General features: G+C 71.5%; 17 protein-coding genes. 5 read left to right on the forward strand and 12 right to left on the reverse strand.

The annotated features are described in order from the left end of the window. Nucleotides 1-136 precede the first annotated feature (136 nt). The 9 genes from ACFY0P_RS50140 to fusA form a co-directional block, all read right to left on the reverse strand. Nucleotides 137-853, reverse strand: coding sequence for a YcnI family protein (locus ACFY0P_RS50140; protein WP_388929189.1), 717 nt, complete (start codon nucleotides 851-853; stop codon nucleotides 137-139). Nucleotides 854-902: 49 nt separating this feature from the next. After that, nucleotides 903-1,568 (reverse strand): hypothetical protein, encoded by a 666-nt coding sequence (locus ACFY0P_RS50145; protein ID WP_388929190.1) that lies wholly within the window; start codon nucleotides 1,566-1,568, stop codon nucleotides 903-905. A gap of 163 nt (nucleotides 1,569-1,731) precedes the next feature. Further along, nucleotides 1,732-1,917 carry a DUF397 domain-containing protein gene (locus tag ACFY0P_RS50150; protein WP_388929191.1) on the reverse strand — a complete coding sequence of 62 codons (186 nt, stop codon included), beginning with the start codon at nucleotides 1,915-1,917 and terminating at the stop codon, nucleotides 1,732-1,734. Beyond that, a complete protein-coding gene (locus ACFY0P_RS50155) occupies nucleotides 1,914-2,786 on the reverse strand; it encodes a Scr1 family TA system antitoxin-like transcriptional regulator (RefSeq protein WP_388929192.1) in 873 nt (290 codons plus the stop codon). Before ACFY0P_RS50155 ends, ACFY0P_RS50150 begins: the two co-directional genes overlap by 4 nt. A 217-nt stretch (nucleotides 2,787-3,003) precedes the next feature. Continuing rightward, nucleotides 3,004-4,362, reverse strand: a complete 1,359-nt coding sequence (locus ACFY0P_RS50160; RefSeq protein WP_388929193.1) for a GH1 family beta-glucosidase — start codon at nucleotides 4,360-4,362, stop codon at nucleotides 3,004-3,006. Nucleotides 4,363-4,400: 38 nt separating this feature from the next. Further along, the gene (locus tag ACFY0P_RS50165) at nucleotides 4,401-5,240 is read right to left on the reverse strand and encodes a carbohydrate ABC transporter permease (RefSeq protein WP_351959383.1); all 840 of its coding nucleotides are present in this window, start codon (nucleotides 5,238-5,240) and stop codon (nucleotides 4,401-4,403) included. A 13-nt stretch (nucleotides 5,241-5,253) separates the two neighbouring features. After that, nucleotides 5,254-6,246 carry a carbohydrate ABC transporter permease gene (locus tag ACFY0P_RS50170; RefSeq protein ID WP_388929194.1) on the reverse strand — a complete coding sequence of 331 codons (993 nt, stop codon included), beginning with the start codon at nucleotides 6,244-6,246 and terminating at the stop codon, nucleotides 5,254-5,256. 5 nt (nucleotides 6,247-6,251) lie between these two features. Further along, nucleotides 6,252-7,568, reverse strand: a complete 1,317-nt coding sequence (locus ACFY0P_RS50175; RefSeq protein WP_388929195.1) for an ABC transporter substrate-binding protein — start codon at nucleotides 7,566-7,568, stop codon at nucleotides 6,252-6,254. Nucleotides 7,569-8,171: 603 nt separating this feature from the next. After that, nucleotides 8,172-10,286, reverse strand: coding sequence for an elongation factor G (fusA, locus tag ACFY0P_RS50180; protein ID WP_388929196.1), 2,115 nt, complete (start codon nucleotides 10,284-10,286; stop codon nucleotides 8,172-8,174). A gap of 491 nt (nucleotides 10,287-10,777) precedes the next feature. On the opposite strand from fusA, the gene ACFY0P_RS50185 reads away from it, so the two are divergent. Both ACFY0P_RS50185 and ACFY0P_RS50190 read left to right on the forward strand, forming a co-directional pair. Continuing rightward, nucleotides 10,778-11,200 carry a hypothetical protein gene (locus tag ACFY0P_RS50185; RefSeq protein WP_388929197.1) on the forward strand — a complete coding sequence of 141 codons (423 nt, stop codon included), beginning with the start codon at nucleotides 10,778-10,780 and terminating at the stop codon, nucleotides 11,198-11,200. A gap of 221 nt (nucleotides 11,201-11,421) precedes the next feature. Then, the gene (locus ACFY0P_RS50190; RefSeq protein WP_388929198.1) at nucleotides 11,422-13,131 is read left to right on the forward strand and encodes a carbohydrate binding domain-containing protein; all 1,710 of its coding nucleotides are present in this window, start codon (nucleotides 11,422-11,424) and stop codon (nucleotides 13,129-13,131) included. An 82-nt stretch (nucleotides 13,132-13,213) separates the two neighbouring features. Here ACFY0P_RS50190 and ACFY0P_RS50195 read toward each other — a convergent pair whose 3' ends face one another. Continuing rightward, the gene (locus ACFY0P_RS50195) at nucleotides 13,214-16,555 is read right to left on the reverse strand and encodes a lectin (protein ID WP_388929199.1); all 3,342 of its coding nucleotides are present in this window, start codon (nucleotides 16,553-16,555) and stop codon (nucleotides 13,214-13,216) included. Nucleotides 16,556-17,926: 1,371 nt separating this feature from the next. Here ACFY0P_RS50195 and ACFY0P_RS50200 point away from each other — a divergent pair. Together ACFY0P_RS50200 and ACFY0P_RS50205 are read left to right on the forward strand one after the other, a co-directional pair. Next, the gene (locus tag ACFY0P_RS50200; RefSeq protein WP_388929200.1) at nucleotides 17,927-19,408 is read left to right on the forward strand and encodes a hypothetical protein; all 1,482 of its coding nucleotides are present in this window, start codon (nucleotides 17,927-17,929) and stop codon (nucleotides 19,406-19,408) included. Nucleotides 19,409-19,497: 89 nt separating this feature from the next. Further along, nucleotides 19,498-20,010, forward strand: coding sequence for a hypothetical protein (locus tag ACFY0P_RS50205; protein ID WP_388929201.1), 513 nt, complete (start codon nucleotides 19,498-19,500; stop codon nucleotides 20,008-20,010). Between the two features lie 100 nt (nucleotides 20,011-20,110). On the opposite strand, the gene ACFY0P_RS50210 is transcribed toward ACFY0P_RS50205, so the two are convergent. Continuing rightward, complete coding sequence (locus ACFY0P_RS50210; protein ID WP_388929202.1) at nucleotides 20,111-20,716, reverse strand: TetR/AcrR family transcriptional regulator; 606 nt, start codon at nucleotides 20,714-20,716, stop codon at nucleotides 20,111-20,113. A gap of 180 nt (nucleotides 20,717-20,896) precedes the next feature. Here ACFY0P_RS50210 and ACFY0P_RS50215 point away from each other — a divergent pair, with 180 nt between their 5' ends. Continuing rightward, nucleotides 20,897-22,108, forward strand: coding sequence for a cytochrome P450 (locus ACFY0P_RS50215; protein ID WP_388929203.1), 1,212 nt, complete (start codon nucleotides 20,897-20,899; stop codon nucleotides 22,106-22,108). Nucleotides 22,109-22,127: 19 nt separating this feature from the next. Here ACFY0P_RS50215 and ACFY0P_RS50220 read toward each other — a convergent pair whose 3' ends face one another. Then, nucleotides 22,128-25,064 carry a hypothetical protein gene (locus ACFY0P_RS50220; RefSeq protein WP_388929204.1) on the reverse strand — a complete coding sequence of 979 codons (2,937 nt, stop codon included), beginning with the start codon at nucleotides 25,062-25,064 and terminating at the stop codon, nucleotides 22,128-22,130. Nucleotides 25,065-25,066 lie beyond the last annotated feature (2 nt).

Consider the following 25,066-nt stretch of genomic DNA (forward strand, 5'->3'; position numbering starts at 1 on the left):
GGCCAATTCCTTCATCTCCCGCACAGCATCACTTGAGGATGCAATTCCTACATAGAGCTCCTCATCGTGTTCAGGACACACTCCCCGACAGAGTCGGCGTCCGGGGATCGGTCCGGGCCCCCCTTCTGGTTGTCGGTTACGACCGTGCGCCGCGCGTCCGTACGACGGCGAACGCGGCCGCCGTCAGGCCCAGGACGCCGACGATCAGGCCCGCGATGCCGAGGCCGCGGGCGGTGGAGTCGGCGGCGGTGGCCGTCGCCTTGGTGCCGGTCGTGGCGGCCGGCGCGGACGAGGCCGCGGCCTGGTCGCCCGCAGCGGTCAGCTTGAGCGTCGGCGCCGGGTTCTCCGGCTCGTCGTCGCCGCTCTGCGCCTGCTCGATCCAGCGGACGACCTTGCCGTCGGAGTAGGTCTGCAGGGTCTTGAAGGTCAGCTGGTCGGTGTCCTCCGGCAGTTGCCCGAAGGCGACGTCGAAGTCCTCGAACTGGCCGGCAGCGATCTTGCCGCCGGTCCAGGTGATCTCGGAGGCGGCCTCCGTGATGGTGCCGTCGTCGGTCTTCACCGGCGTCTTGAGCTTGGTGGTGGTCACCTTGGCGGTCCAGCCGTCGTGCGGGGTGCCGAGGACGCCCAGGACCGGGTGGTCGGTGGGCAGGTAGACCTGGACCTTCGTGGTGGCGGCGGTGTCCTCCTCGTTGGGCACGCGGAAGGTGAGCAGGCCGTCGGTGGCGCCCTTGGCGTAGCTCTCCGGGTGGACGGTGACGTGCGCGGCGGCGGCACCGGCGGCGGCGAGCACCGACGCGGCGGTGAGCGCGGTGACGGTGGCGGCGCGGCGGAGGGTCAGTCGGGTGGTGGACATGGGTGAGTCGATCTCCGTACGAGTGAAGTCTGGCAGAGGGTCCTGCGGGTCAGGCCGGGTACGGGATCGGGCTCGGGGGGCCGCGTCTGCTCACCGCGTGCCGCAGCGCGAGCAGCGGGCGGGGCCGTATCGGGCCGGCCGGGGCCGGGCGGGGCCCGCCGGCCGGGGCGGGCAGTGGGGCGTCCTGCCACCAGGCGGCCAGGCCGGGGACGAGCGCGGCGGTGCGCCGCAGCAGCGACCACAGCGCGGCCTCGCCGCGGCGCAGCCACCAGGCGGCGACGAGCGCGGCGAGGACATGGGCGAGGGTGGCGTGCGCGGTCAGGAGGACGTGGAGGTGCGGGTACTGCGGCCCACCACTCCCCGTACCGCCCATACCCGCCATGCCGGTCATGACATCGCCGTGCGGGCGGATGTGGGCCATGGTCATGGCGGGCGCGGACGCAGGCGCGGGTGCCGGGGTGACCGCGCGGGCCGCGTCGAAGCCGAAGTGCAGACCGGCCTGGGTGAGCAGCATGCCCACGCCGATCTCATGCAGCCCGCGCTCGCGTCCGGCGAGGGCCCGGCTCAGCGCGAAGACGACCGCGAATCCGGCCGCGTCGGCCCACAGCGGCGGCAGATCGCCCATGGCGAGCCCGTGCCCGACGGCGGCCAGGAGCACGCACACCGCGGCGAACACCGCGGCGCGCAGGCTCCGTACCGCCGGTGACGCATTCATGGTGAGCGATCCTCCCACGCTGGGGGGATACGCGCCGCGCCGACGCCCCGTTCACTCATGGCTGGGGTTTTCCCGTGCGGCGGTCACCGTTCGCTCTGGGACGAGGACGGGCGGAGCCCGTCTCCGCCCGCGCGACGCCTGGAGCCGGCGGGTGCCGCGAGGATCAGGCCTCGGAGGCGAACGCCACGAACTCCGTCCAGCCCTCCCGGCACACCGCGAAGTGCGGCCGGGACACGTCCTTGGAGTCCCGTACGCAGACGGTCTGTGCGGTGACAGCGACCTCGATGCAGCTGTCTCCCTGGCTACCGCTGTGGCTGGACTTGAACCAGGCGAGTTCCGTCGTGCTCATAGTTCTCCTCGCAGTCGCTCCAACAGGCCCCGCGAATCTTCGGGGTTCAGGGCCTGCGAGCGCAGTGTGTCATAGCGCTGCTGGAGAAGGCTCACCTCTTTCACGTCACCGATCAGCCGCCCGTTCTGCTGCCCTTCCGAGTAGGCGAAGCGCCGCCCCTCCGGCGTCTCCAAGAGCTGCACCGGTCCGTCCAGACACGCGTGCAGCCCCGCCTCCAAGGGCACGATCTGCAGCGTCACGTTGCGCAGGGCGGCCCGCTCCAGCACGTGGTCGTACATCTCGCGCATCCGCTCCGTGCCCCCGAAGCGCCGCAGGAACACGTGCTCCTCGACGATGAAGCTGAACGGCACCGTCGGCCGCTCGTACAGCATGCGCTGCCGCGTCATCCGTACGTCGAGCAGGTTCTCCAGCCCCTCGTCGGTGACCACCGGAATGGTGCCGTCGAACACGGCCCGCGCGTATCCCTCCGACTGCAACAGCCCCGGCACCAGCCTGCACTCGTACGTGCACAGGCTGACCGCGATCCGCTCCAGCCGGGCCCACCGCCGGAACCAGACCGCCAGCCCCCGGTCGCCGCGGGTCAGGAACTGGGCCGCCTTCCGTAACGCCCCGGTGTTGCCGAGCACTTCCTCGGCCCGCTCCACCAACGCCCGGTCCGGCATCCGCCTGCCCAACTCCACGGACGCCACCGTGTGTTTCGAGTACCGCACCAGCTCGGCGAACTCGGTCCTGCTGTACCCGGCGTGCTCCCGCAGGGCATGGACGACGGCCCCGAAGGTCCGCAGGCTGTCGGAGGGATCAGGCTCGCGCTCCACCACCTCGCAGCCCGTCAGGTCCTCGCCCTCACTCTCGTCCACACCGTTCGTCATACGCGGCCACCTCCAGGTACGTGCGCACTCCGCTCCCCGCGCTCAGCCGCCCCAGAGTGGCGGCAGGATCCGCGTACCGTCTACGGATTGCCCTCGTACGCTGACGCAGCGTACGCATCGCACCCCTGGAAGGGTGCGCGGTCGTCGCTCACCTGCACGACGGTCGAAGGTGCGGTGGGCGCGGAACTCCCCTGGTCCGCGCCCACCGCGGTGTGTGTCAGGCCGCCCGGCGGGCCTGTCCCCGGTGGTCGCGGATGATGTCCGCGTACCGGTGGCCGCTGCCCTTGATCGTGCGGACCTGGGTGCGGTAGTCGACGTGGACCAGGCCGAAGCGCTTGTCGTAGCCGTACGCCCACTCGAAGTTGTCCAGCAGCGACCAGGCGAAGTAGCCGGCCAGCGGGGCTCCCTTGCGGGCCGCCGAGGCGCACGCCGCGAGGTGGCCGACCAGGTACGCCTGGCGCTCGGGGTCGTCGACCGTGCCGTCGGGGCGGACCACGTCCGGGTAGGCCGAGCCGTTCTCGGTGACGTAGATCTTGCGGGCGCCGTACTCCTCGGTGAGGCGCAGCAGCAGCGTCTCGATGCCGCTCGCGTCGATCTCCCAGTCCATCCCGGTGCGCGGGACGTCGGGGCGGCGCACCGAACGGGCGTACGGGGCGGGGCCGTCCGGGTCGTTCTCGACGTAGGCCGGGAAGTAGTAGTTCAGGCCCAGCCAGTCGAGCGGGGCGGCGATGGTCTCCAGGTCGCCGGGGCGCTCCGGGAGTTCGACGCCGTAGGTCTCGACCATGTCGGCCGGGAAGCCGCGGCCGTGCACCGGGTCCAGCCACCAGCGGTTGACGTGCCCGTCGTGGCGGCGGACGGCGGCCGCGTCCTCGGGGCGGTCCGTGGCGGCGAACACGGTGGAGAGGTTGTTCACGATGCCGACCTCGGCGCCGGGCGCGGCGGCGCGGATCGCCTGGGCGGCCAGGCCATGGCCGAGGAGCAGGTGGTAGGAGGCCCGGACGGCGGCCGTCAGGTCGGTCCGGCCGGGGGCCATCTTGCCCTCCAGGTGGCCGATCCAGGCCGAGCAGGAGGGCTCGTTGAGGGTGGTCCAGTGCTGGACGCGGTCGCCGAGCCGTTCGGCGACGACGGAGGCGTACGCGGCGAAGTGCTCGGCGGTCGCCCGCTCGGGCCAGCCGCCCCGGTCCTGGAGTGCCTGCGGCAGGTCCCAGTGGTAGAGGGTGACCGACGGGGTGATGCCGGCTGCCAGCAGGGCGTCGATCAACTCGTCGTAGAAGTCGAGGCCCTTGGCGTTGACCGGACCGTCCCCGCCGGGCCGCACGCGCGGCCAGGCGACCGACAACCGGTAGGCGTTCGCGCCCAGTTGCCGCATCAGGTCGATGTCCTCGCGCCAGCGGTGGTAGTGGTCGCACGCGACGTCGCCGTTGTCGTCGTTGTCGATCTTCCCCGGGGTGTGCGAGAAGGTGTCCCAGATGGAGGGTGCACGGCCGTCCTCGGCGACGGCTCCCTCGATCTGGTACGCCGCGGTTGCCGTGCCCCACAGGAAGTCGTGCGGGAGGGCGGCGAGGTCGATGGTCACGAAATTCCCTTCGGAACTGGCTTCGTTGCGAAGCGGGTTCACTTGACGGCGCCGGCGGTCAGCCCGGCGACGAGGTAGCGCTGGAGGAGCAGGAAGCCGGCCACGACGGGAACGCTGACCACGAGCGAGGCGGCCATGATCTGGTTCCAGTACACGTTGTTGAGCGTGGAGTAGCCCTGGAGGCCGACGGCCAGGGTGCGGGTGGTGTCGTTGGTCATCACCGACGCGAACAGCACCTCGCCCCAGGCGGTCATGAAGGCGTAGACGGCGACCGCGACGATGCCGGGGATCGCGGCGGGTACGACGATCCGCAGCAGTGCGCCGAGCGGCCCGCAGCCGTCCACCAGGGCCGCCTCGTCAAGGTCCCGCGGCACCGAGTCGAAGTACCCGATCAGCATCCAGATCGAGAACGGCAGCGAGAACGTCAGGTAGGTGAGGATCAGGCCGCCGCGGGAGCCGAACAGGGCGATGCCGGTGGCGTTGCCGATGTTGACGTACAGCAGGAACAGCGGGAGCAGGAAGAGGATGCCCGGGAACATCTGCGTGGACAGCACGGTGACCGTGAAGACGCGCTTGCCGCGGAACTCGTAGCGGCTGACGGCATAGGCGGCGAACACTGCGACGACAACCGAGCAGACGGTCGCCGCGACCGACACGATCAGCGAGTTCACGAAGTACCTGGCGAGCGGGATCGTCGACCAGATGTCGATGTACGGGCGGATGGTCAGCCCGCTCGGCAGCCAGCGGAACTTGCCGGTGACGTCCGAGAGGGGTTTGAGCGAGCTGGAGATCATCACGTACACGGGGATCAGCACGAACCCGGTGAGCAGCGTGAGGAAGATCCGCCGGGACCAGAGGAAGGAACGCGGCGGGGCCATGGGTGAGCTGGGGCTAGACATCCGAGGTCCTCCGTCCGCGCGAGGTGAACACCAGGTACACGCCGGTCACCACCAGCAGGAAGAGCAGCAGGAGCACGGACATGGCCGAGCCGGTGCCGAAGTTCCAGGTGACGAAGGAGGCCTGGTAGATGTGGACCGAGATGAGGTCGGCGGCCTCCGGGGCGGACTTGCCGAACAGCACGTACGGCGTGTTGAAGTCGTTGAAGGTCCAGAGGAACAGGACCAGGATCAGGACCTGGTTGACCGGGCGCAGCGACGGCAGGGTGATCCGGCGGATCTGCTGCCACATGCCGGCGCCGTCCAGGGCGGCCGCCTCGTACAGCTCCTTCGGGATGTTCTGCAGGCCGGCCATCACGATCAGGAAGGCGAACGGCCAGCCCTTCCACACGGACACGGTGAGCAGTGCGTAGAAGCTGTTGTCGCCGATCAGCCAGAAGGACGGCTTGCCGGTGAGGTGCAGCTGGTCGTGCAGGACGTGGTTCACCAGGCCGTTGTCGTGCTGGAACATGAACACCCAGGTGATGACGGCCGCGTAGACCGGCAGCGCGTAGGGCACCAGGAACAGGGCCCGGAGCAGGCCCCGGCCCTTGAAGGTGTCCTGCATGAAGACCGCGGCCGCGGTGCCGATCAGCCAGCACAGGCCGACCGAGAGCAGGGTGAAGCCGACGGTGACGAAGAACGAGTGCAACAGGGCTTTGCCGATCGGGGCGTTGAACTCGACCGACAGCTTGTAGTTGCCGAATCCGGCCCAGGGGGCGGTGGTCCAGTCGCGGATGTAGAACTGGGTGAGCTCCTTGAAGCTCATCACGACGCCGATGACCATCGGGACGAGATGGACGAGGAGTTCGAGCAGCAGGGCGGGCAGGAGCAGCAGATAGGGCAGTCCGATGCGGCGGATCCGCCCGGGGCGGCGGCCCGAGCCGCCCGCCGCCCCGGGGGAGTTCACCCGCGCCGGTTCCTGCACGGGGGTGGTGGTGGTCGTCATGGTGCTCAGGCCGCCGGCATCTGCTGCTGGGCCTTCTCCAGCTCGGCCTTCACGGAGTCGGTGGTGATGGCATGCCCGGCGGCCGCGTCGGCGAACAGGTTCTTCACCGCCGTACCGACGGTGGTCTCGAACTGCGACTCCGAGGCCACCTGGGGCAGGGCCGCGGCGCTGGTGGCGAGGGTGTTCTTCAGGACCGCGTTGGCCGGGGTGTTGAAGGCCGCGTCCTCCTGGGCGGTCTTGACCGGCGGGATGGAGCTGTAGGCGGTGTTGAGGATCTTCTGCTCGTCGTCGCTGGTCATGAACTTCACGAACTTGGTGGCGCCGTCGAGGTTCTTGGTGTTCTTGAAGACCGCCAGGTTGATGCCGGCGACCATCGAGTTGACCTGGGTGCCGGTGCCGGGGGTGCCGGACTGCACGGGCACCGGGGCGATGCCGTAGTCGCTGTCGCTCATGCCCTGCGACTTGAGGTTGGAGGAGGCCGACTGCCACAGCAGCATGGCCTGCTTGCCCTTGGCGAAGTCGCTGACCGACTGGTTCTGCGCGTACTCGGCGTCACCGGTCGGGATGACCTTGTCCTTGGCCATCAGGTCGACGTACTGCTTCACCGCGGCGACGATGTTGTCGTTGGTGAAGTCCGGCTTGCCGTCGGCGGTGAAGAAGTCGGCGCCGTGCTGCTTGGCGAAGACGAAGACGTGGTGGATGTTCTCCGAGACGTTGCCGCCCTCGGCACCAAGGACCGACTTGCCCTTCGCCGATATCTTCTTGCCGTCGGCGACCAGCTCGTCCCAGGTGGCCGGGGGCTTGGCGATGCCGGCGTCGGCGAAGATCTTCTTGTTGTAGTAGAGCGCGTACGCCATCGAGTACAGCGGTACGGCCGCCGGGTCCTTGCCCTCGGCGCCCGTGGAGCCGAGCGCGGAGTCGACGAAGCGGTCCTTGCCGCCGATCTTGCCGAAGTTCTTCGCGTCCCAGGGCAGCAGCGCGCCGGTCGCCTGCAGCGAGGCGCTCCAGGTGTTGCCGATGTTCAGCACGTCGGGGCCCTGGCCCGAGGTGGTCGCGGTCAGGATCCGGTTGAGCAGGTCCGACCAGGGCACGACCTCCAGCTTGACCTTGATGCCGGTCTGCTTCTGGAACTTGTCGAGCTCCGGCTGGAGTACTTTCTTGTCGACCTCGATGCTGGCGCCCTGGTTGGAGGCCCAGTAGGTGAGCGTCTTCGGGGAGTCGTCGGACCCGCCCCCGGTGGACGAACCGCCACCGCAGGCCGTGGCCGCGAGGGCGAGAGACATGGTGACGGCGCCTACGGCCGCGGCTCGGATGCTGCGCATGGCTCCAGCTGTGCCTTTCCGGGAGTCGAGAACCCCGAGAGGGCTTCGCGAAGGCCGGCGCCCGCGTGTGCGGACGCCTGGACCGACGTTCGGCTTCCGAAGCCCCTCATGGCTTAATTTAGGACGTGAGTTAATCCCCCGAACAGGAGCTCGTCAAGGGATCCGGCACGGGTATCCGCGCAGGCGGGCCGGGGAACAGCTGGTTCCGCAGCGGCGGCTCCCCCGCCCCGGCGGCGTGACCTGGGCCGGAGCGGGGTGACCTGCGCAAGGAGGGGGCGGCCGGCGTTCCACAACGGTTGTGTTTCGACGGGTGGTCGCGGGCGAGGGGACGGGGCCGGGCGCCTTGCGCGTCGGCAGGTGCGAGCAGCCGGGCGCGGACGGCGAGGGCGTCGGCGGGCACCGTCGGCGGAGGCGTCGCCGGGCGCCGTCGGCGAAGGCGTCGCCGGGCGCCGTCGGCGAAGGCGTCGCAGGCGCCGGGAGGCGGATCCGGAAGGCGGGTACGACGGTGCAGGCGGAGGAGACCGTCGGGTACGGGTACCGGCGGCGGCGCGTGGCCGGGCGGCGGCGGGTGCCGGGGAGGTGGTCCCCGGCACCCGCCGTGGTTCACCGGACGGGCGCCGCGGCCGGGGCCGGGGCGTGGCCGACCGGGCGGGTGGTGAAGGTGCCGCGGCCCTGGGTGCGGCCGCGCAGCCGGGTCGCGTAGCCGAACAGCTCGGCCAGCGGCACGGTGGCGGTGAGCACCACCGCGCCGCCCCGCGCCACGGAACCGGTGACCCGGCCGCGCCGGGCGGCCAGGTCGCCGAGCACGCCGCCCACCACGTCCTCGGGCACGGTGACCGTGACCTCGGCGACCGGCTCCAGGAGCGTCATCGCGCAGGCCCGCAGGGCCTCCCGCAGGCCGAGCCGCCCTGCCGTGCGGAACGCCGTGTCGGAGGAGTCCTTCACATGCGTCGAGCCGTCGGTCAGCGTGACGCGCAGCCCGGTGACCGGATGCCCGCCGAGGGGACCCTCGGCGAGGGCGTCCCGGCAGCCGGCCTCGACCGCGCGGACGTACTCCTGCGGCACCCGGCCGCCGACGACCGCCGACCGGAACACGAAGCCGGTCTCGTCCCCGTCTTCGTGGCGGCCGTGGTGCCCGCCTTGGCGCCCGCCCTCGTGGCCGAGGGGTTCGACATCCAGGACGACGTGGGCGAACTGCCCGGCGCCGCCGGTCTGGTGGACGTGCCGGTAGACGAAGCCGGTCACCCCACGGTCCACGGTCTCCCGGAGGGCGACCCGCGGCCGGCCCACCGTCACCTCGGGGCCGCCGTCCCGGCGGATCTTCTCCACCGCGACCTCCAGGTGCAGTTCACCCATCCCGGACAGCACGGTCTGCCCGGTCTCGGCGTCGGTGCGCACCACCAGCGAGGGGTCCTCCTCGGCCAGCCGGGCCAGCGCGATCGCCAGCCGGTCGGTGTCAATGCGGCGGCGGGCCTCGACGGCGACCGAGACCACCGGTTCCGCGGCGGCCGGCGGCTCCAGGAGCAGCGGGGCGTCCGGAGCGCACAGCGTGGCGCCGGGGCGGGCCGACTTCAGCCCGACGACGGCGACGATGTCACCGGCCACCGCCCGGTCGAGGGGCTCGTGCCGGTCGGCCATGACACGCAGGATGCGCGCCACGCGTTCGGCGCGGCGTGTCGCCGGGTCCCACACGGTGTCTCCCTTCTCGATCGTGCCCGAGTAGACCCGGACGTGGGTGAGGCGCCCGGTGGCGGTCGCGGTCACCTTGAACGCGAGTGCCGCGAACGGCCTCTGGGGGTCGGCGGCCCGCCGCTGCTCGGCGCCCCGATGGGTACCGCGCACGGCGGGGACGTCGAGCGGCGAGGGCAGGTAGGCCACCACCGCGTCGAGGAGCGGCTCGATGCCCCGGTTGCGGTAGGCGGAGCCGCACAGGACGACGACGCCCTCGCCGCTCAGCGTGAGATCGCGCAGGGCGCCTGCCAGCGTGGCGTCGGACAGCCGGCCGGGCGGCGCGCAGAACTCCTCCAGCGCGGCCGGGTGCAGCGCGGCCACCGTCTCCTCCAGCGCGTGCCGGCGCCGGTCCGCCTGCTCCCTCAGCTCCTGCGGAACGGGCCCCTCCGTCGCCGTACCGCCGTCGTCCGCCCAGACCAGCGCGCGCATGCGCACGAGGTCGACGACGCCGGTGAAGCCGTCCTCCGTGCCGATGGGCAGTTGGACGACGAGCGGGGCCGGGTGCAGGCGGGTGCGGATCGACCCGACGGCTCTGTCGAGGTCGGCGCCCGCGCGGTCCAGCTTGTTGACGAAGGCGATCCTGGGGACGCCGTGCCGGTCGGCCTGCCGCCACACCGACTCGCTCTGCGGCTCGACGCCGGCGACCGCGTCGAACACGGCGATCGCGCCGTCGAGGACGCGCAGCGAGCGCTCGACCTCGTCGGCGAAGTCGACGTGGCCGGGGGTGTCGATGAGGTTGACGCGGTGGCCGCTCCAGGCGCAGCTGACGGCCGCGGCGAAGATGGTGATGCCGCGGTCGCGCTCCTGGGGGTCGAAGTCGGTGACGGTGGTGCCGTCGTGGACCTCGCCGCGTCGGTGGATGGTGCCGGTGGCGAAGAGGACGCGTTCGGTGACGGTGGTCTTGCCGGCGTCGACGTGGGCGAGGATGCCCAGGTTGCGTACGGCGGCAAGGGGGTTGACGGAGTTCGTGCGGAGTTCGGTGCGCATGGCCCGGTGCCTCTCGGATGACGGTTGCCGGAATGGGCAGCGCGATTTCCCGTGCGGCGAAGTCCACCGGTCACATATGACGAAATATCAGAAGACCTGCATGTGGCGGTGGTTGACTGATCCGGTCGCTCGTCACGGAGTCCGGAGCCGGCCGCGCGGCGGGCACCGGAGGGACGGGGACACCAGGATCACGTCGTACCGGGAAAGGGAGGGGGCGACGGCGGTGCGGTCCCGCATGGCCCTCTCCCCTCGTTCGTCCGGACTCGTCACGGCAGGACACCGCGGCCGCGGGTCGCGGCTACGGTGCGTGACAGTGGATGAGTGTAGGCAGGGGGTGCGGGGCGCGGCACCCGGTTTTCGACCGGCCGTCCCGATCCTTCAAGTCCCGCACGGCCGCCTGCTCTTCGACCGTCACCTCGTGGCCGCCCGGCCGGGAGCGCCGCTGGGTGGCGTCGTCGCGTTCGAGCCATCGGCACGGGAAAGGCGGCCCCATGTCCCATCGAGACGACACCCCCGTACAGGAGAGCGCCGGGCAGAGCCGGCGTGGTTTTCTCCGCAGCACGGCACCGGCCGGTGCGGGCGCGGCGGCCGGAGGAACCGGCGCGGCCGTGCTCGGCGCGACGCCCGCGTCCGCCGCGGAGGCCACCGGCAGCGCCGAGGCCGGCGCCTGGAGACCGGGTCCGAACGCCCTCCGGTTCACCCTCGCGGTCATGCCGGACGCCCAGTCCCTTTACCGGGGCAGCCAGGACAGCGTCAACCGGACGCCGCAGGAGGCGTCGTCGCTCGGGCTGCCGTGGCTGGCGGGCGGCCACGCGTACGCGGGCGCCGTCGACATGGTGTTCCACGGCAGTGCCGGTGACATCCGGATCGCGAACCGCCCGCCGGCCGCGGAGGAGTTCCTGGCCGCGCGGTGAGCCGGGGTCTCCCGTCTCCGGCCCGTCCGCCGGAGGCGGGAGACACTCCCGGTCCGAGATGCGGCGCGGGGAGGCGGGTCCGGGCGACACCGCTCGCGAATGGTATGGAGTTGGTCTAGTCCTCTTGACTGACGGGCCCCGGCGGCGGTTTGGTATGTACCAAATCTCGGCCCACCCCCCACCACCCCGCCCTCGATGGGCATCCCGAAAGGGCCACTGTCATGCACCTGGCAAGATTTGCGGCCTCCGCCTGTGCGCTCGCACTCGCGACGACCGGCGTCACCGTCGCCCTGGCCCCCGCCGGCAGCGCCGCGGGGAGCAGCGTCTACTCCGTGGCTCCCTACGTCGACATGTCGAACGGTCAGGAAGGACTGCTCGACACGGCCATCACCGGACACGGGCTCAAGGCCTACACGGCGGCCTTCGTCCTCGGCGAAGGCTGCACCCAGATCTGGGGCGACACGCTCCCCATCGGCAACGACTCCTACACCGACCCCGAGATCGCCAGGGCGAAGTCCGAGGGCGCCTCCGTCATCATCTCCTCCGGCGGGGCGAGCGGTGAGCCGCTCGCCTGGACCTGCTCCACCCAGAGCAGCATCGACGCCGGGTACCAGGCCATCATCAACGACTACGGCGTCACCCAGCTCGACTTCGACGTCGAGGGCGCCGCCATCGCGGACACCGCCGCCGCGGCCCGCCAGATGCAGGCGATGAAGGACCTCAAGGCGTCCAACCCGAACCTGAGGTTCTCCATGACCCTGCCGGTCCTGACCAGCGGGCTGACCGGCGACGGCGTCAACATCCTCAAGGCCGCAAAGACCGCGGGCATCAAGATCGACGTGGTCAACATCATGGCCATGGACTACTACGCGGGCACCGGCACCGAGATGGGCCAGGGCGCGGTCTCCGCGGCCAAGGCCACGCTGGCGCAGATGCAGTCCGTCGACTCCGGTTACACCTATGCCAACCTCGGCATCACGCCGATGATCGGCAAGAACGACGACGGGTCCACCTTCACGCTCGCGGACGCCCAGACGGTGGAGTCCTTCGCCGCGCAGAACGGCATCGGACGGCTGTCGTTCTGGTCGGCCAACCGGGACCAGCCGTGCAGCGGCAGCGCCAACTCGCTGTCCACGTGCAGCGAGATCAGCCAGAACACGCTCGCGTTCACCGACACGTTCGTGCCCTACGAGGGCAGCTCGGGCGGTGGCGGCGGAGGCACCACGACCGACTTCTCGCTGTCCCTGTCGCCGGGTTCCGCCTCGGTCGCCCAGGGCGGTTCGGCGACCGCGACCATCGCCACGGCCGTCACCTCCGGCAGCGCCGAGTCCGTCAGCCTCTCCGCCTCCGGCGCGCCCTCCGGTGTCAGCGTCTCCTTCAGCCCCACCTCCGTGACGTCCGGCGGCAGTTCGACGCTGAGGGCGACGGTCGGCTCGTCCGTGGCCGCGGGCACCTACCCGATCACCGTCACCGGCACGGCCGCGAGCGGCAGCCACAGCGCGACCTACTCGCTCACGGTCACGTCCTCCGGCAGCGGCGGGGGCGGCGGCGGCTCACTGACCAACGCGGGCTTCGAGTCCGGCAGTCCGAGCCCCTGGACCTGCACGGGCGGCAGCGCGGTGGTCTCCAGCCCCGTCCACAGCGGCAGCCACAGCCTGCAGGTCGCGCCGAGTTCCAGCAGCACCGGCGAGTGCGACCAGAGCGTCACCCTGTCCGCCAACCACACCTACACCCTCACCGCCTGGGTGCAGGGCCCGTACGCCTACGTCGGGGTCAGCGGCGGCGCCACCGCGAGCACCTGGTCGAACAGCAGCAGCTGGAACCAGCTCACCGTCAGCTTCACCACCGGCAGCAGCGGAACGGTCACCGTGTACGTGCACGGCTGGTACGGCCAGTCCAACGTCGACGCCGACGACTTCACCCTGAGCTGAGTACCGGCACATCGACGAGGGGGCCGGTTCCCCGGGCGTGTGCCCGGGGAACCGGCCCCCTCACCTGTGCCGCCGTGACGTCCTACTGGCCGAAGCCGTAGGCGAACAGGTGGTCGGTGCCGGTCTGGCCGGTCACCGGCAGCGTCACCGACGCCACCTGCTTGGACGGATCCAGCGCGACCTTCGTCGCGAAGACGTAGGTCTTCACGCCGTCGCGGCCGCCGCTCCCGGTGTTCCGGTAGGCGGTGGTCACGGCCGTCGTGTCACTCGGCAGCGGCTTGCTCGGGCCGCCGTTGAGCGTCCAGTCCGAGAACCCGACCGTCGCCTGGGTGGTGGTGCCGTCGGTGTAGGTGACGGTCAGCGTGCCCGAGACCCCGCTGCCGTCGGTCGGCGCGTTGACCGCCGCGCCCAGCAGCCCCAGCGACGCCCCCGACGTGCCGGCCGGCATCGGAATCGTCTGGCCGGCCATCTCCAGGTTGTCCAGCCGACCGGACGTCACCGTCGGCCAGGTGTAGGAGATGCCGTCGACCGTGAGGGCAGAGCCGCTCGTGACACCGGCCGCCGACAGCGCGTTCTGCGAGTAGGCCCAGCCGCCGCCGTCGAACCCGCCCGAGTAGGTGGTGTCGTCGGGGTAGATGCCCTCGTTGGTGGCGTACGGCCACAGCGCACCGGCCTTGGCGACGGCCACCCGGAGGGTCGCCCCGGACAGTGCCGTACCGGTGCTGTGGTCGGTGAGGGCGAAGGCGACCGGGTAGGTTCCCTCGGTCGCGCCCGCCGTGACGTGGACCTTCGCCTCGACGCTGCCCGAGGCGGGCACGGTCAGCGAGCCGGACGCGGTGTCCAGGGTGACGCCGAAGGGCGCCGTCGCCGTCCAGTCGACCGTGACGGGCTTGCTGCCGAGGTTGGTCAGGTCGAGCGTGCTGTCACCGCCCGTGCCCGGCTGGAGGACGAGACCGTTGCTGGGACCGGTCGCGGCCAGCACCCGGCCGCCGCCCGTGGTGTCCGACGGCGGCACCGCCGACGGGCCGGACGCCCAGGAGGTGTTCGGCTGGGTGCCGAGCGTGTAGTCGAGCGTGCCCGCGCCCTCGAACTGCCCGAACGTCAGCCAGGAGGTGTTCCACGCCTTGCCCTTGACGTTCAGCGACTGCACGTACGGCGCGTCGGGCGCGGCCTGCGGCGCGTTGATCTTCACCGTCCTGCCGTTCCCGAGGGTCACCTGGGCGGTCGGGAACGCCGGGCTGCCGAGCACCAGGGTGTCCGTGCCCGGGGTCTCCGGGTACATGCCGAGCTCGGACCAGACGTACCAGGAGCTCATGGCGCCGAGGTCGTCGTTGCCGAACGAGCCGACCGGGGCGTTGAAGTACAGGCCCTGCTGGGCCGCGCGGACGGCCGCCTGGGTCTTCCACGGCTGACCGGTGTAGTCGTACTCCCACGGGATCTCGACGCTGGGCTCGTTGCTCAGGTCGGCGTCGGTGCCGCCGGGGCTGGTGATGTCGTCGAGGAGGCTGTCCAGGTACGACGAGTACGCCTTGGCGCCGCCACGGGCCTGGATGAGCTGTTGCAGGTTGAAGGGGACCATGGGGGTGTACTGGGCGGAGGTGCCCTCGACGAAGCCGTTGGAGGTGCCGGGGGTGAAGCCGCCCGCGAACTGGCCGTCCTTGTTCTTGGCCTGCAGGTAGCCGGTCTGCGGGTTGAAGACGTTCATCCAGTCCTGGGCGCGGGTGGCGAACTTCTGGTAGACGGACGTCCTGCCGAGCGACTTCGCGAAGGCGGCGAGGGCGTAGTCGGCGCTGTCGTACTCCAGTTGGGTGGAGACCGGACCGTAGAAGTTGCAGCAGTTGTAGTCGTTCTCGTCCAGCGGGAGGTAGCCCTTGGCGTCCCGTACCGACTCGCCGGGGCGGTCGTTGTTCGGGACGGTGGCCTCGTGCTGGAGGGCGGCGAGGGCCTTGGCCGTGTCGAAGTCGGTGGCGCCGAAGGCGTACGCGTCGGTGATGATGCCGGCGGCCGGGTCACCGACCATCACGTAGCTCTCGCCGTTGTTCGAGGCCCACTTGGGCAGCAGGCCCGTCTGGTCGTAGCCGTTGAGCATCGAGGTGACGACGTCGCTGGCGACCTTGGGCTCGACCATCGCCATCAGCTGGGTCTGGGAGCGGTAGGTGTCCCAGCCCGAGTAGTTGGCGTACTGGGCCTGCTGTCCCTTGGCCAGTTTGTGGATCTGGTTGTCCATGCCCATGTACTGGCCGTTGTCGTCGGAGAAGACGTTCGGGTGCAGCAGGGCGTGGTAGAGCGCGGTGTAGAACTGCGTCTGCTGGTCGGCGGATCCACCGCCCACCTGGATCTTCTTCAGCACGGCGTTCCACGCGTCGTGGTTGGCCTTCTCGACGGCGCCGACGTTCCAGTTCTTGATCTCGGTGGCGAGGTTGGCCGCCGCGTTGGCGTCGCTCGTGTACGAGATGCCGACCTTCGCCGACACCGTGGTGTTCGAGGAGGTGTCGAAGGTCAGGTACATGCCGTTGGCGCCGGTGGTGGGCGGCTGGGCGGCCCGGGCGGCCTTGGACAGCCGGGATGCCGTACTGGCGCTCGGTGTTGCGGAGGCCGTGGCGGAGGCCTTGGCGGAGGCCTTGGCGGCGCTCCCGTGAACCGTCGGGGCGGGCTTCGCGGGGACGGTGAAGTGCTTCTCCTTCAGCGGCTTCGACGTGGACTTCCGCGGAGCCTGCCGGACCTTGCCCGCCTTCAGCGACGTCGCGTCGGGGGTGATGGTGCTGCCGACCCAGGTGCCGCTCGCCGCGAACGGCCGGTCGAACTTGATGTCGAAGTGCAGCGTGTACCGGTTGCTCGCGCCGCAGAAGTGGCCGCTGTCGATCGCGCCGCTGATCTCCTTGCTGTTGACCACCTGGACCCGGGTCCCGTCCACCTGGGTGGCGCCCCCGCTGAGCTTGAACAGCAGGTTCGCCTGCGGTCCGGCAGGGAAGGTGAAGGTGCCCAGACCGGCGCGGGTGGTGTCGGTCAGCTCGGTCTTCACGCCGTTGGCGTCGGTGACCTTGTAGGACCCGATGGCGGCCTGCTCGTCGGTGTGGCCGAAGCCGACCGACGTGCTGCCGAGGTCGCCCGAGAGCGCGCCGGTCACCGGCAGCACGGGCAGGTCGCCCGCGACCGGGCAGCCCGGGCCCGAGACGTGGGTGAGGCTGAAGCCGGAGATCTTCTTGTCGGCGTACTCGTAGCCGCCGCCGTCGGGGCGGTCCGGCGTCGTGTCGGGACCCCACTGCACCATGCCGGCCGGCATGTCGGGGCCGGGGAAGGTGTCCACCGCACCGGAGGTGCCGATGAGGGGGTTGACGAGGGACGCGGGGTCCGTCACGAGGGCCGGCGTCCCGGCGCTCGCGGCCAGGGCGCTGCCCGTCGCCGAGAGCGGCAGGGCCGCCATGCCCAGGACACAGGCCACGGCAAGGCGTCGGCGGAATCTCGCTCGGGTGGAGGGTGGTGCGGCTGAACGTCGGGGTCTCACCATCGGTTGCCTCCGCAGCAGTTCGTGCTTCGCACATCAGGTGTCGGCGCGCCGAGAAACACCGGAATGCCGGCGACAGGCAACGAACCCGGTCGCCCCCACGGCGTCCTGACAACGTTGCCATGCACGAGAGTCGAGTGAAACGCCTGTGCTTGCGGCATGTCAACGAGGCCAACAAGACTTTCTGCGCGCGAAGTTCACAGATGGTCAGATATGGACCCGGATGGCCGCACCGCGGCCGGCCCTTGCGCCCGAGCTCACCCCGCACGAGGACGCGAACCCACCCCGGGCGCGGAACCGGCCGGCCGGACGGGCCGAGCCGCCGGAACTTGCGGCAGTGACGGTTCCCGGCCTAAGGCTCCCTCCGCACCGCCACCGCCGCCTCCACCGCGCACGCACCGGCCAGGACAACCGCCGCGGCGCTGTCGCCGGACCGGCAAACCTGTGGCACCCGCACCGAGGCGCGACCCGCTCGACGGAAGCCGTCACGATGCCGGGCACCGTGCCGGGATTCCCCGGAGAGGAAAAAACCCGAATAGCTGTCACGGCAATCAATTGACCATCGCTTACCGCTTCTTGACCGAGCATTTTCTCGAACTTTTTCGAATTCAGAAGTGCGTTGTGTAGAGCGATCCCACTCACGGCGGACGGCCTGCCCCGATCCGCCGTGCGCCCGTTCACACAACTGACCGGCGGTTACGCGGACTTGACCCCTCGACCAGCGAAAGCGCCAGATGCGCGACGGCTGGGCGATCCGGTCCGGAACGGCGCGGAACGGCTTCCTGTGAGAAAGCTATTCGTTTTCCATTGACCTGAACCCGTCAACTCTGCTTTGCTTCTCCGCGTCTGACAACACATCACCATTCCGACGGCAAGAAGCCGTAGTGCTAACGCTTCTTGCTGCCTTTCCATCAGTCCGGTCGAGGACGAGAGTTCCCCGCGGATCGCAACACCGTGCGTGAGTCCCCAACTGCCGAGCACATCGCCCGTGCAGTCACCCCGGTGCCGCTCGGGCCTCTCCTCCTGCTCTGCGACGAAACGGGCGTCAACGTCGACGGCCGGAGCAGGCCGGCGGTGATGCGCCTCGTCGACGTTCCATGCACCTCACCTCCGCCGGACCGACGGCGGAGTCCATGCGAAGAAAGGGCCCCATCACCCATGGGCACTCCCCACCTCCGCGGCGCAGCCCGAGCGACCCTGACCGGTCTCGCGTCGTTGTCCCTCGTCACCGCTGCGGCACTCGCCTCCGTACCCCAGGCGACAGCCGCTCCCCAGGCCACGGGTCACACGGTGAGATCCAACCCCTACAGCCCGGCCTACCAGCACTCCTACCGGCACGGCGTCATACCGACCATCCAGCGGAACGCCAAGATGAAGTCCTGGGCGGCCAGCCACCCGGCCGCCGCCGCGGCGACCGGACCGGAGACGCTGTCCTACGGCGGCGGCATCGACGGCATCGGTGTCCAGAGCGGCCACTCCAAGGTCTACCTGGTCTTCTACGGCTCGCAGTGGGGCACGCAGAGCACCAACAGCAGCGGCGACGCCACGTTCTCCGGCGACCCGGACGGCGCGGCCCCGGTCGCCCAGGAGATGTTCAAGGACATCGGCACCGGGAACGAGCGGTGGTCCGCGGACCTCACCCAGTGGTGTGACGGGCCCAACGTGTCGTCGGGCGCCACCAGTTGCCCGTCCAACGCGAACTTCATCCCGTACCAGAGCGGCGGCGTGCTGTCCGGCGTGTGGTACGATAACTCGGCGGCCTCGCCGAGCGCCGCGACCGGGCACCAGCTCGGCGCCGAAGCCGTCAAGGCGGCCGGACACTTCGGCAACACCACCGCCGCGTCCAACCGTGACGCCTACTACGTAGTACTCTCGCCGCACAACACCAACCCGGACAGCTACCAGGGCCAGTACTGCGCCTGGCACGACTACAACGGCGACAGCACGCTCACCGGCGGTGCGGTGTCCTCCTCCTACGGGGACATCGCGTTCAGCAACCAGCCGTACAACATGGACTCCGGCTCCGGCTGCGGCGTCGGATTCGTCAACTCGCCCGGCACGCTCGACGGCTGGACCATGACGCTCGGCCACGAATGGCACGAGATGATGTCCGACCAGAACCCGGCCGGCGGCTGGACCAACCACACCGGCAGCTCGTACGACGGCCAGGAGAACTCCGACGAATGCGCCTGGCTCTCGCCCGGCAGCACGGGTGGGGCGGCCAACGTCACCATGGGCACCGGTACCTTCGCCGAGCAGGCCAGCTGGTCCAACGACACCAACAGCTGCGCCATCTCCCACGCGATCGTCGGCGGCGGCAGCAGCGGCGGTGGCGGCGGCACCCTCACCAACGGCACCTTCGAGACCGGCAGCCTGTCGAGCTGGACCACCAGCGGCAGCACCTCCGCCACCGCCTCGGCGGCGCACAGCGGCAGCTACGGCGCGCTGGTCGGCTCGACCAGCCCTACGAACGCCTCCTCGGTCTCCCAGTCCTTCACCGCCCCGTCCGGCACCAGCAAGGTCTCCTTCTGGTACGACGTCACCTGCCCGGACACGGTGACCTACGACTGGGCGACGGCCACCCTCCAGGACACCACGGCCGGCACCACCACGACGCTGCTCGCCAAGACCTGCACCCAGGGTGCGGGCTGGAAGAAGGTCTCCGGCACCGTGACCCCGGGCCACACGTACACGCTCACCCTCACCAACAACGACGACAACTACGCGGGTGACGCGACCTACACCTACTACGACGACGTGACCGTCTCCTGACCCCTCGAACCGTACGGTGGGGGCGAGCCATCGGCTCGCCCCCACCGCCGTCCAAGCGCCCGTACCGGGCGGCATCCACCGGAGGGCCCGTGTTCCGTTCGTCAGTCCGCATGTGCCCCGCCCGGCGCGCGCTGCGCGCCGGGCTCGCCGCCTTGGCCGCGGCAGCCGCGACGGCCGCCCTGGGCGGCTGTTCGTCCGGCCCCACCGGACCGGCGGTTTCCCCTCCGCCGTCGCCGGCTCCCGCCTCGTCCGCGTCATCCGCACCGTCCGGATCCGCCGCCCGGTCGGTCGTGCTCGACGAACGGGCCCGCGGAACCACGGTCCGGGTGACCACCGGCACGCTCGTCGTGGTGCGCCTGCACAGCGCCTACTGGTCGACCCCGGCCGGCTCGGACCCGCGGGTGCTCGCCCCCGTCGGCGGCGGAACCACGGCCACCGCGACCTGCCCGCCCGGCCGCGGCTGCGGCATCTCCTCCGCGCGGTTCACCGCCCTGCGGCCCGGCACGGCTCAGGTCACCGCCGGACGCAATGCGTGCGGGGAGGCCATGCGCTGCCCGCCGGGCCAAGGACGCTACGACGTCACCGTGACGGTCACCCGATAGCGCGGGCGGCCGCCGGGCACCCCTTCCGGCGGCGGGCGGCGGCCCGTCCTCACGGGACGGCGTTCGCCGGCAGGTCCACCGCGGAGTGCGCGCGCAGGCTTCACCGTTGCCCGGCGGCTCCGGTGACGACCCGCAGGGCGTCGGCGAGTTGCTCCCGGTGCCGGCGCAGCGCCTCGGGGGTGATGCCTTTCTCGGCCACGGCCACGGCCAGGTCGTCGGTGGCCACCTTGAGCACGGCGCTCATGGTGGCGGCCCGCATGCGGATGTCGAGCAAGTCGGCCGACCCGCCCGCGCGTTCGCCGAGCACCTCGGTGAACGTCTCCTCCGCGCGCTCCCGGAGCACCAGGTAGACGGCCCGCAGCGCGGGCTCCTCGTGAGTCATCCGGATCACGGTGAGAACCGCCTCGGTGTCCTCGTCGGACGACGCGTCGGGCGCGGGCCGGTAGGCGGCGCGCAGGTGCTCGGTCAGGTCGACGCCGGGCGGCCAGGCGTGGAGCACCGCCTGAAAGGCCGCGAGCGACTGGCTGAGCAGCGGCTCCACACAGCTTTCCTTGCTGGGGAAGCAGCGCCACAGCGTGCGTTCCGAGACTCCGGACGCCCGCGCGATCTGCCCGCCGGAGGTGGCGGCCACTCCCTGTGCGGCGAACAGCCGGACCGCGTGGCGGGAGATGTCGAGGCGCTGCCGCTGCCGCTGCCGGTCGCTCACCGGGGGCCGGCCCCGACGGGGTGCTATCGGGCCACTGTCCGCCGTCACGTCCTCCATCGGGCGATCCAATCACGCCGGGGCGACGGGACGACTGGCCGAAACATTATTGGCAGTCACTGACAATAAAGTGCTACGGTCGAAGTGCCGGAAGATCGCGTTCCGAGGTCCAGGAGGAGGACCATGAACGGTGCCGCCGAGCGTTCCCGACTGCCCTTCGCACGGCCGAACGTGCTCGATCTAGCGCCTCTGTACGAGGTGCTGCGCCGGGAGGCGCCGATCACACCGGTCACCACACCGGCCGGGGATCCGGCCTGGCTGGTCACCCGTTTCGAGGAGGTCCGCGACCTCCTCGCCGACAAGCGGCTCGGCCGCTCCCATCCCGAGCCCGAACAGGCGTCCCGCATCACGAGCGCCGCCGTGCAGGAGGGTCCCTCGGGCAACTACGCCACCGAGGAGGCCGACCACACCCGGATGCGCCGGCTGCTGACCCCGGCCTTCTCCGCCCGGCGCATGGTGATGCTCTCCGAGCACGTACGGCAGCTGGTGGACGGCTGCATCGACCGGATGCTGGTCGAGCGGGCCGCCGCGCCCGACGGGGTCGTCGACCTGCATGCGGGGCTGGCCTTCCCGGTGCCGGTCGCGGTGATCTGCCGGCTGCTCGGCGTGCCCGAGAGCGACCGCGAGCACTTCGCCTCGTTGTCGGAGCGCATGGCCGACTACGCCATCGGGGACGGGGCCGAACGGGCGCGGGAGGAGTTCAACGACTACATGAGCGCTCTCGCCGAGGCCAAGCGCGCCCGGCCGGGCGAGGACGTCATCTCCGACCTGGTGCGCGCCCAGAGCGCCGACGCGGACTTCGACCACGCCGAAATGATCAGACTCTGCGTGGGGCTGCTGTTCGCCGGGCACGAGACCACCGTCAACCGCATCGGGCTGGGCACCCTCTTCCTGCTCACCCGCCCCGGCCCGTGGCAGGCGCTGACCGCCGACCCGGCCGGGCGGGTCAACGCCACCGTCGAGGAGATCATGCGCCTGGGCGCGCCCGGTGACCTCGGTCTGCTGCGCTACGCCCACACCGACGTCGACGTCGCCGGGGTCACCATCCGCACCGGCGACGCCGTGATCCTCTCCGTCAACTCGGCCAACCGCGACGCGTCGGTCTACACCGACGCCGAGGCGTTCGACCCCGACCGTCCGGAACGCAACCACCTCGGATTCGGCCACGGCCCGCACTTCTGCATCGGGGCGAGCCTGGCCCGCACGGAGCTGCGCGTCGTCTTCGCCGCCCTGGCCGAGCGCCTGCCGGGCCTGCGGCTCGCCAAGGATGTCGACGACCTCACGATGCGCACCACCCTCACCGGCGGGGTCAGGGAGCTGCCCGTGACCTGGTGAGGGCGGCGCGCCCGTCGTCTCACCCCTCGTCGCGCAGCCGGGCGGCCAGGGTGGTCAGCGGCTCCGTCTCCCCGCTGTGGCCCAGGGCGGTGAGGTGGGAGACCGCGTCGTCGAGGCGGGTGAGGGCGGGCGCGGGGCGCTCCAGGTAGAGGCCCTCCACGACGGCCGCGAGCCGGACGCACTCGGCCCACTCGCCGACGTGGTCCCTGTCGTGGGACTCGGGTTCGGGTTCGCCGAGGAGGGTGAGCGCCTTGTCCAGGGCGGTCAGGGAGGTCTCGTACTCACTGGCGTAGGCGTTGACCCGCCCGTGCTCGTAGGCGAGGGCACTGTCCAGGTCACGGCCGCGGCTCTCGTACCCGGCGGCGCGGGCCTCGTCGGCGACCCGGCCCGCGTCGGCGAGCAGGGCAAGGGCGTCGGCCAGGCCCTCGGCCCCCTGGTGCTGGGCCTGGAGGCGGGCGAGTTCGCGCAGGCAGCTGCTGAGCTGCTCGTAGCGCGGCGCCCGGGCGTGCGCGGCGAGGGCCTGGTCCGCGGCCTCCCGGGCCCGGCCGAACTCACCGGACTCGGCGAGGAGTACGGCGGTCTCCGCGGCGATCATGGCGTGGCTCGCGGGGTCGTCGTCCCAGCCGGCCGACTCGGCCGCGAGGGCGGCGTACTCCGCGGTGGCGGCCTTGAGGTCCTCCCCCGCGTGCAGCGCGCGGGCGCGGCTCAGGCGCAGCTGGGCGACGAGCCGGTCGTCCACCTCCCCGGCGGCGATGTCCGGTTCGGCCAGGAGGGAGTCGAGCAGCGCGATGCAGTCCTCGACGCGGCCCAGGTCGAGGCTGAGCTGGGCCGCGTTGCTGTAGGTGCAGAACGCGTCGATCCGGCTGCCGCGGCGCAGTTCCAGCTCCGCGGAGCGCGTCAGGTGCCGCAGCGCCTCGTCGGGGCGGCCCAGATGCATGGACGCCTCGGCCAGATCGCTGTGGAGGCGAGCGACGCCGCCGGCGTTGGAAGGCCAGTCGGCTGCCAGTCGCAGGCCCTCGGTCAGGTCCGCGTGCGCGGCCTGCGCGTCCTTGAGGCCGAGCTGGATCCGGCCGCGCAGGGCGAGCGTGCGGGGCAGGTGCCAGGCGGGGCCGTGCGCCTTCAACCGGTCGAGGAGGGCGTCGATCTCCGTGATCGCGGTGGCCAGGTCGCCGGAGACGGCGTACGTGCTGGCCCGCAGCAGGTGGGCGCCTGCGACCTGGCCGGCGATGTCGTGCCGGGTGGCGAAGGCGAGCAGCAGGTCCACCTCGGCGAGGACCTGCGCGCGGTGCTCCTCGTTCCTCGACGCCTGCAGCCGCATGCCGAGCGCGGTCGCCCGCAGCCGCAGCAGCCGCGCCTCCTGGTAGGGGGCGAGTCCGGTCGTCTCCTCGTGCAGCCGGACGAGGGCCGCGTGGGCGGCGGTCAGCGCGGCGGCCTGTGCCTCGGCCCCGTCGCCGTGCCCGCCGGGAAGGCCCCCCGCGGGCAGCAGCGCGCAGGCCCGGGCGAGCGCCGCATGGCCCGGTGCCCCGGCCTCCTCGTACAGGCCCGCCGCCTCCTCGTACAGGGCGGCCGCCTCGTCGAACTCCTCCTTCTCGCCCGCCCTGCCCGCCTCGTCCTCCAGCAGGTCCGCGTGCAGCCGTACGAGCGGTCCCACGGCCGGGTCGTCGGGGTGGGTGTAGCCGGGGGCGGCGACCAGCTTGCGCAGCCGTGCCCAGCAGGCCGCTGCCCCGGGGTGTCCCTGCTCGTCCAGCTCCCGCGCCCGGTTGATGAGTTCGGGCAGCGACTCGGGGACGGCACCGGCCGGGGCGGCCGCGGCGGGTACGGCGGCCGGGGCCACGTCGTCCAGGCCGCGGGCGCGCAGGGTCAGTTCGAGTGCGTCCAGGAGGGGGGCGCGGTCGAGGCGGGCCAGGCGCCGGTCGGCGTGGGCCGTGGTGCCGTTGCGGGCGTCGAAGCGGGCGGCGAGGTCGTCGGCGCGGCCCCGGACCTCGGCGCGCAGGCCGGCCACCGTCCAGGTGCGGCCCGCGTATCCGGCGGCGGGCAGGTCGCCGTGGCCGAGGGATTCGACGCGCTGGAGGAGGACCTCCACGCCGGTGAGGAAACTGAGCTGGTCCAGCGGCGAGTCGACCTCGTCGAACAGGTTCCGGTTCTCGGCGAGGAGCTCCAGGCCGCGCGCCTCGTTGCCGGTGAGCGCGCAGAACTCCAGGTGCCGGCCGACCTCGCCGGCCATCGAGGGGTTGCGGCGGCAGGCGCGGTAGCCGGAGAGGTGCAGGGCACGGGCCCGGTCGGCGGCGCCCGTGCGCAGCAGGGGAAGCAGCGCGTACGAGACGGAGCGGGCGGGCTCCTCCTGGCAGGACTCCTTCCCGTCCAGGACGGGCTCCCAGGTGCGCAGCGCCCGCTCGTCGTCGTCCGCGCCGAGGTGGTACAGGGCGCGCTCGCAGATCTCGCAGGCCTCGCAGTCACTGAGCTGGGTGCGGGTGCGCCCCGCCCACAGTTCGTAGGCGAGGTCGGTGTCCTCGCCCACGTGGGCGGCGAGCCGGTAGGCCTGTGCGTAGCAGGGCTGGAGCGCGAGACCGGCCTTCTCGTACCGGTCGCGCATCTCGGTCAGCCACTGGCGCAGACTCGCGAGGGGGATCTCGGGCAGCGCGATCAGCGCGTTGGCCACCCATTTGAACCGCCAGAACAGCATGTGCCGCAACCGCTCGTCGAAGACGTCGGGCTGCTCGTCGAAGAGGGTGAGCAGCCGGGCGAAGACGACGGGCGACTTACGTGGTTCGGAGCCGTAGGTGTAGGCCTCCTGGAGTTCGAGGAGCGCGTGGACGAGCGGCCGGGGCTCCGCGAACTGCTCGGCGGCCTCGGCCAGTTCCTCGGCCGTGACGGTGCGGGTGCGGCCGTAGGGCCGCCGGTCGTTCTCCTGGAGCGCCTGGTACAGCTCGTCGGTGGTCTGGGGTGCGGTCGGCATCG

The organism is Streptomyces sp. NPDC001714 (genome assembly GCF_042892755.1).
Classification (GTDB): domain Bacteria; phylum Actinomycetota; class Actinomycetes; order Streptomycetales; family Streptomycetaceae; genus Streptomyces.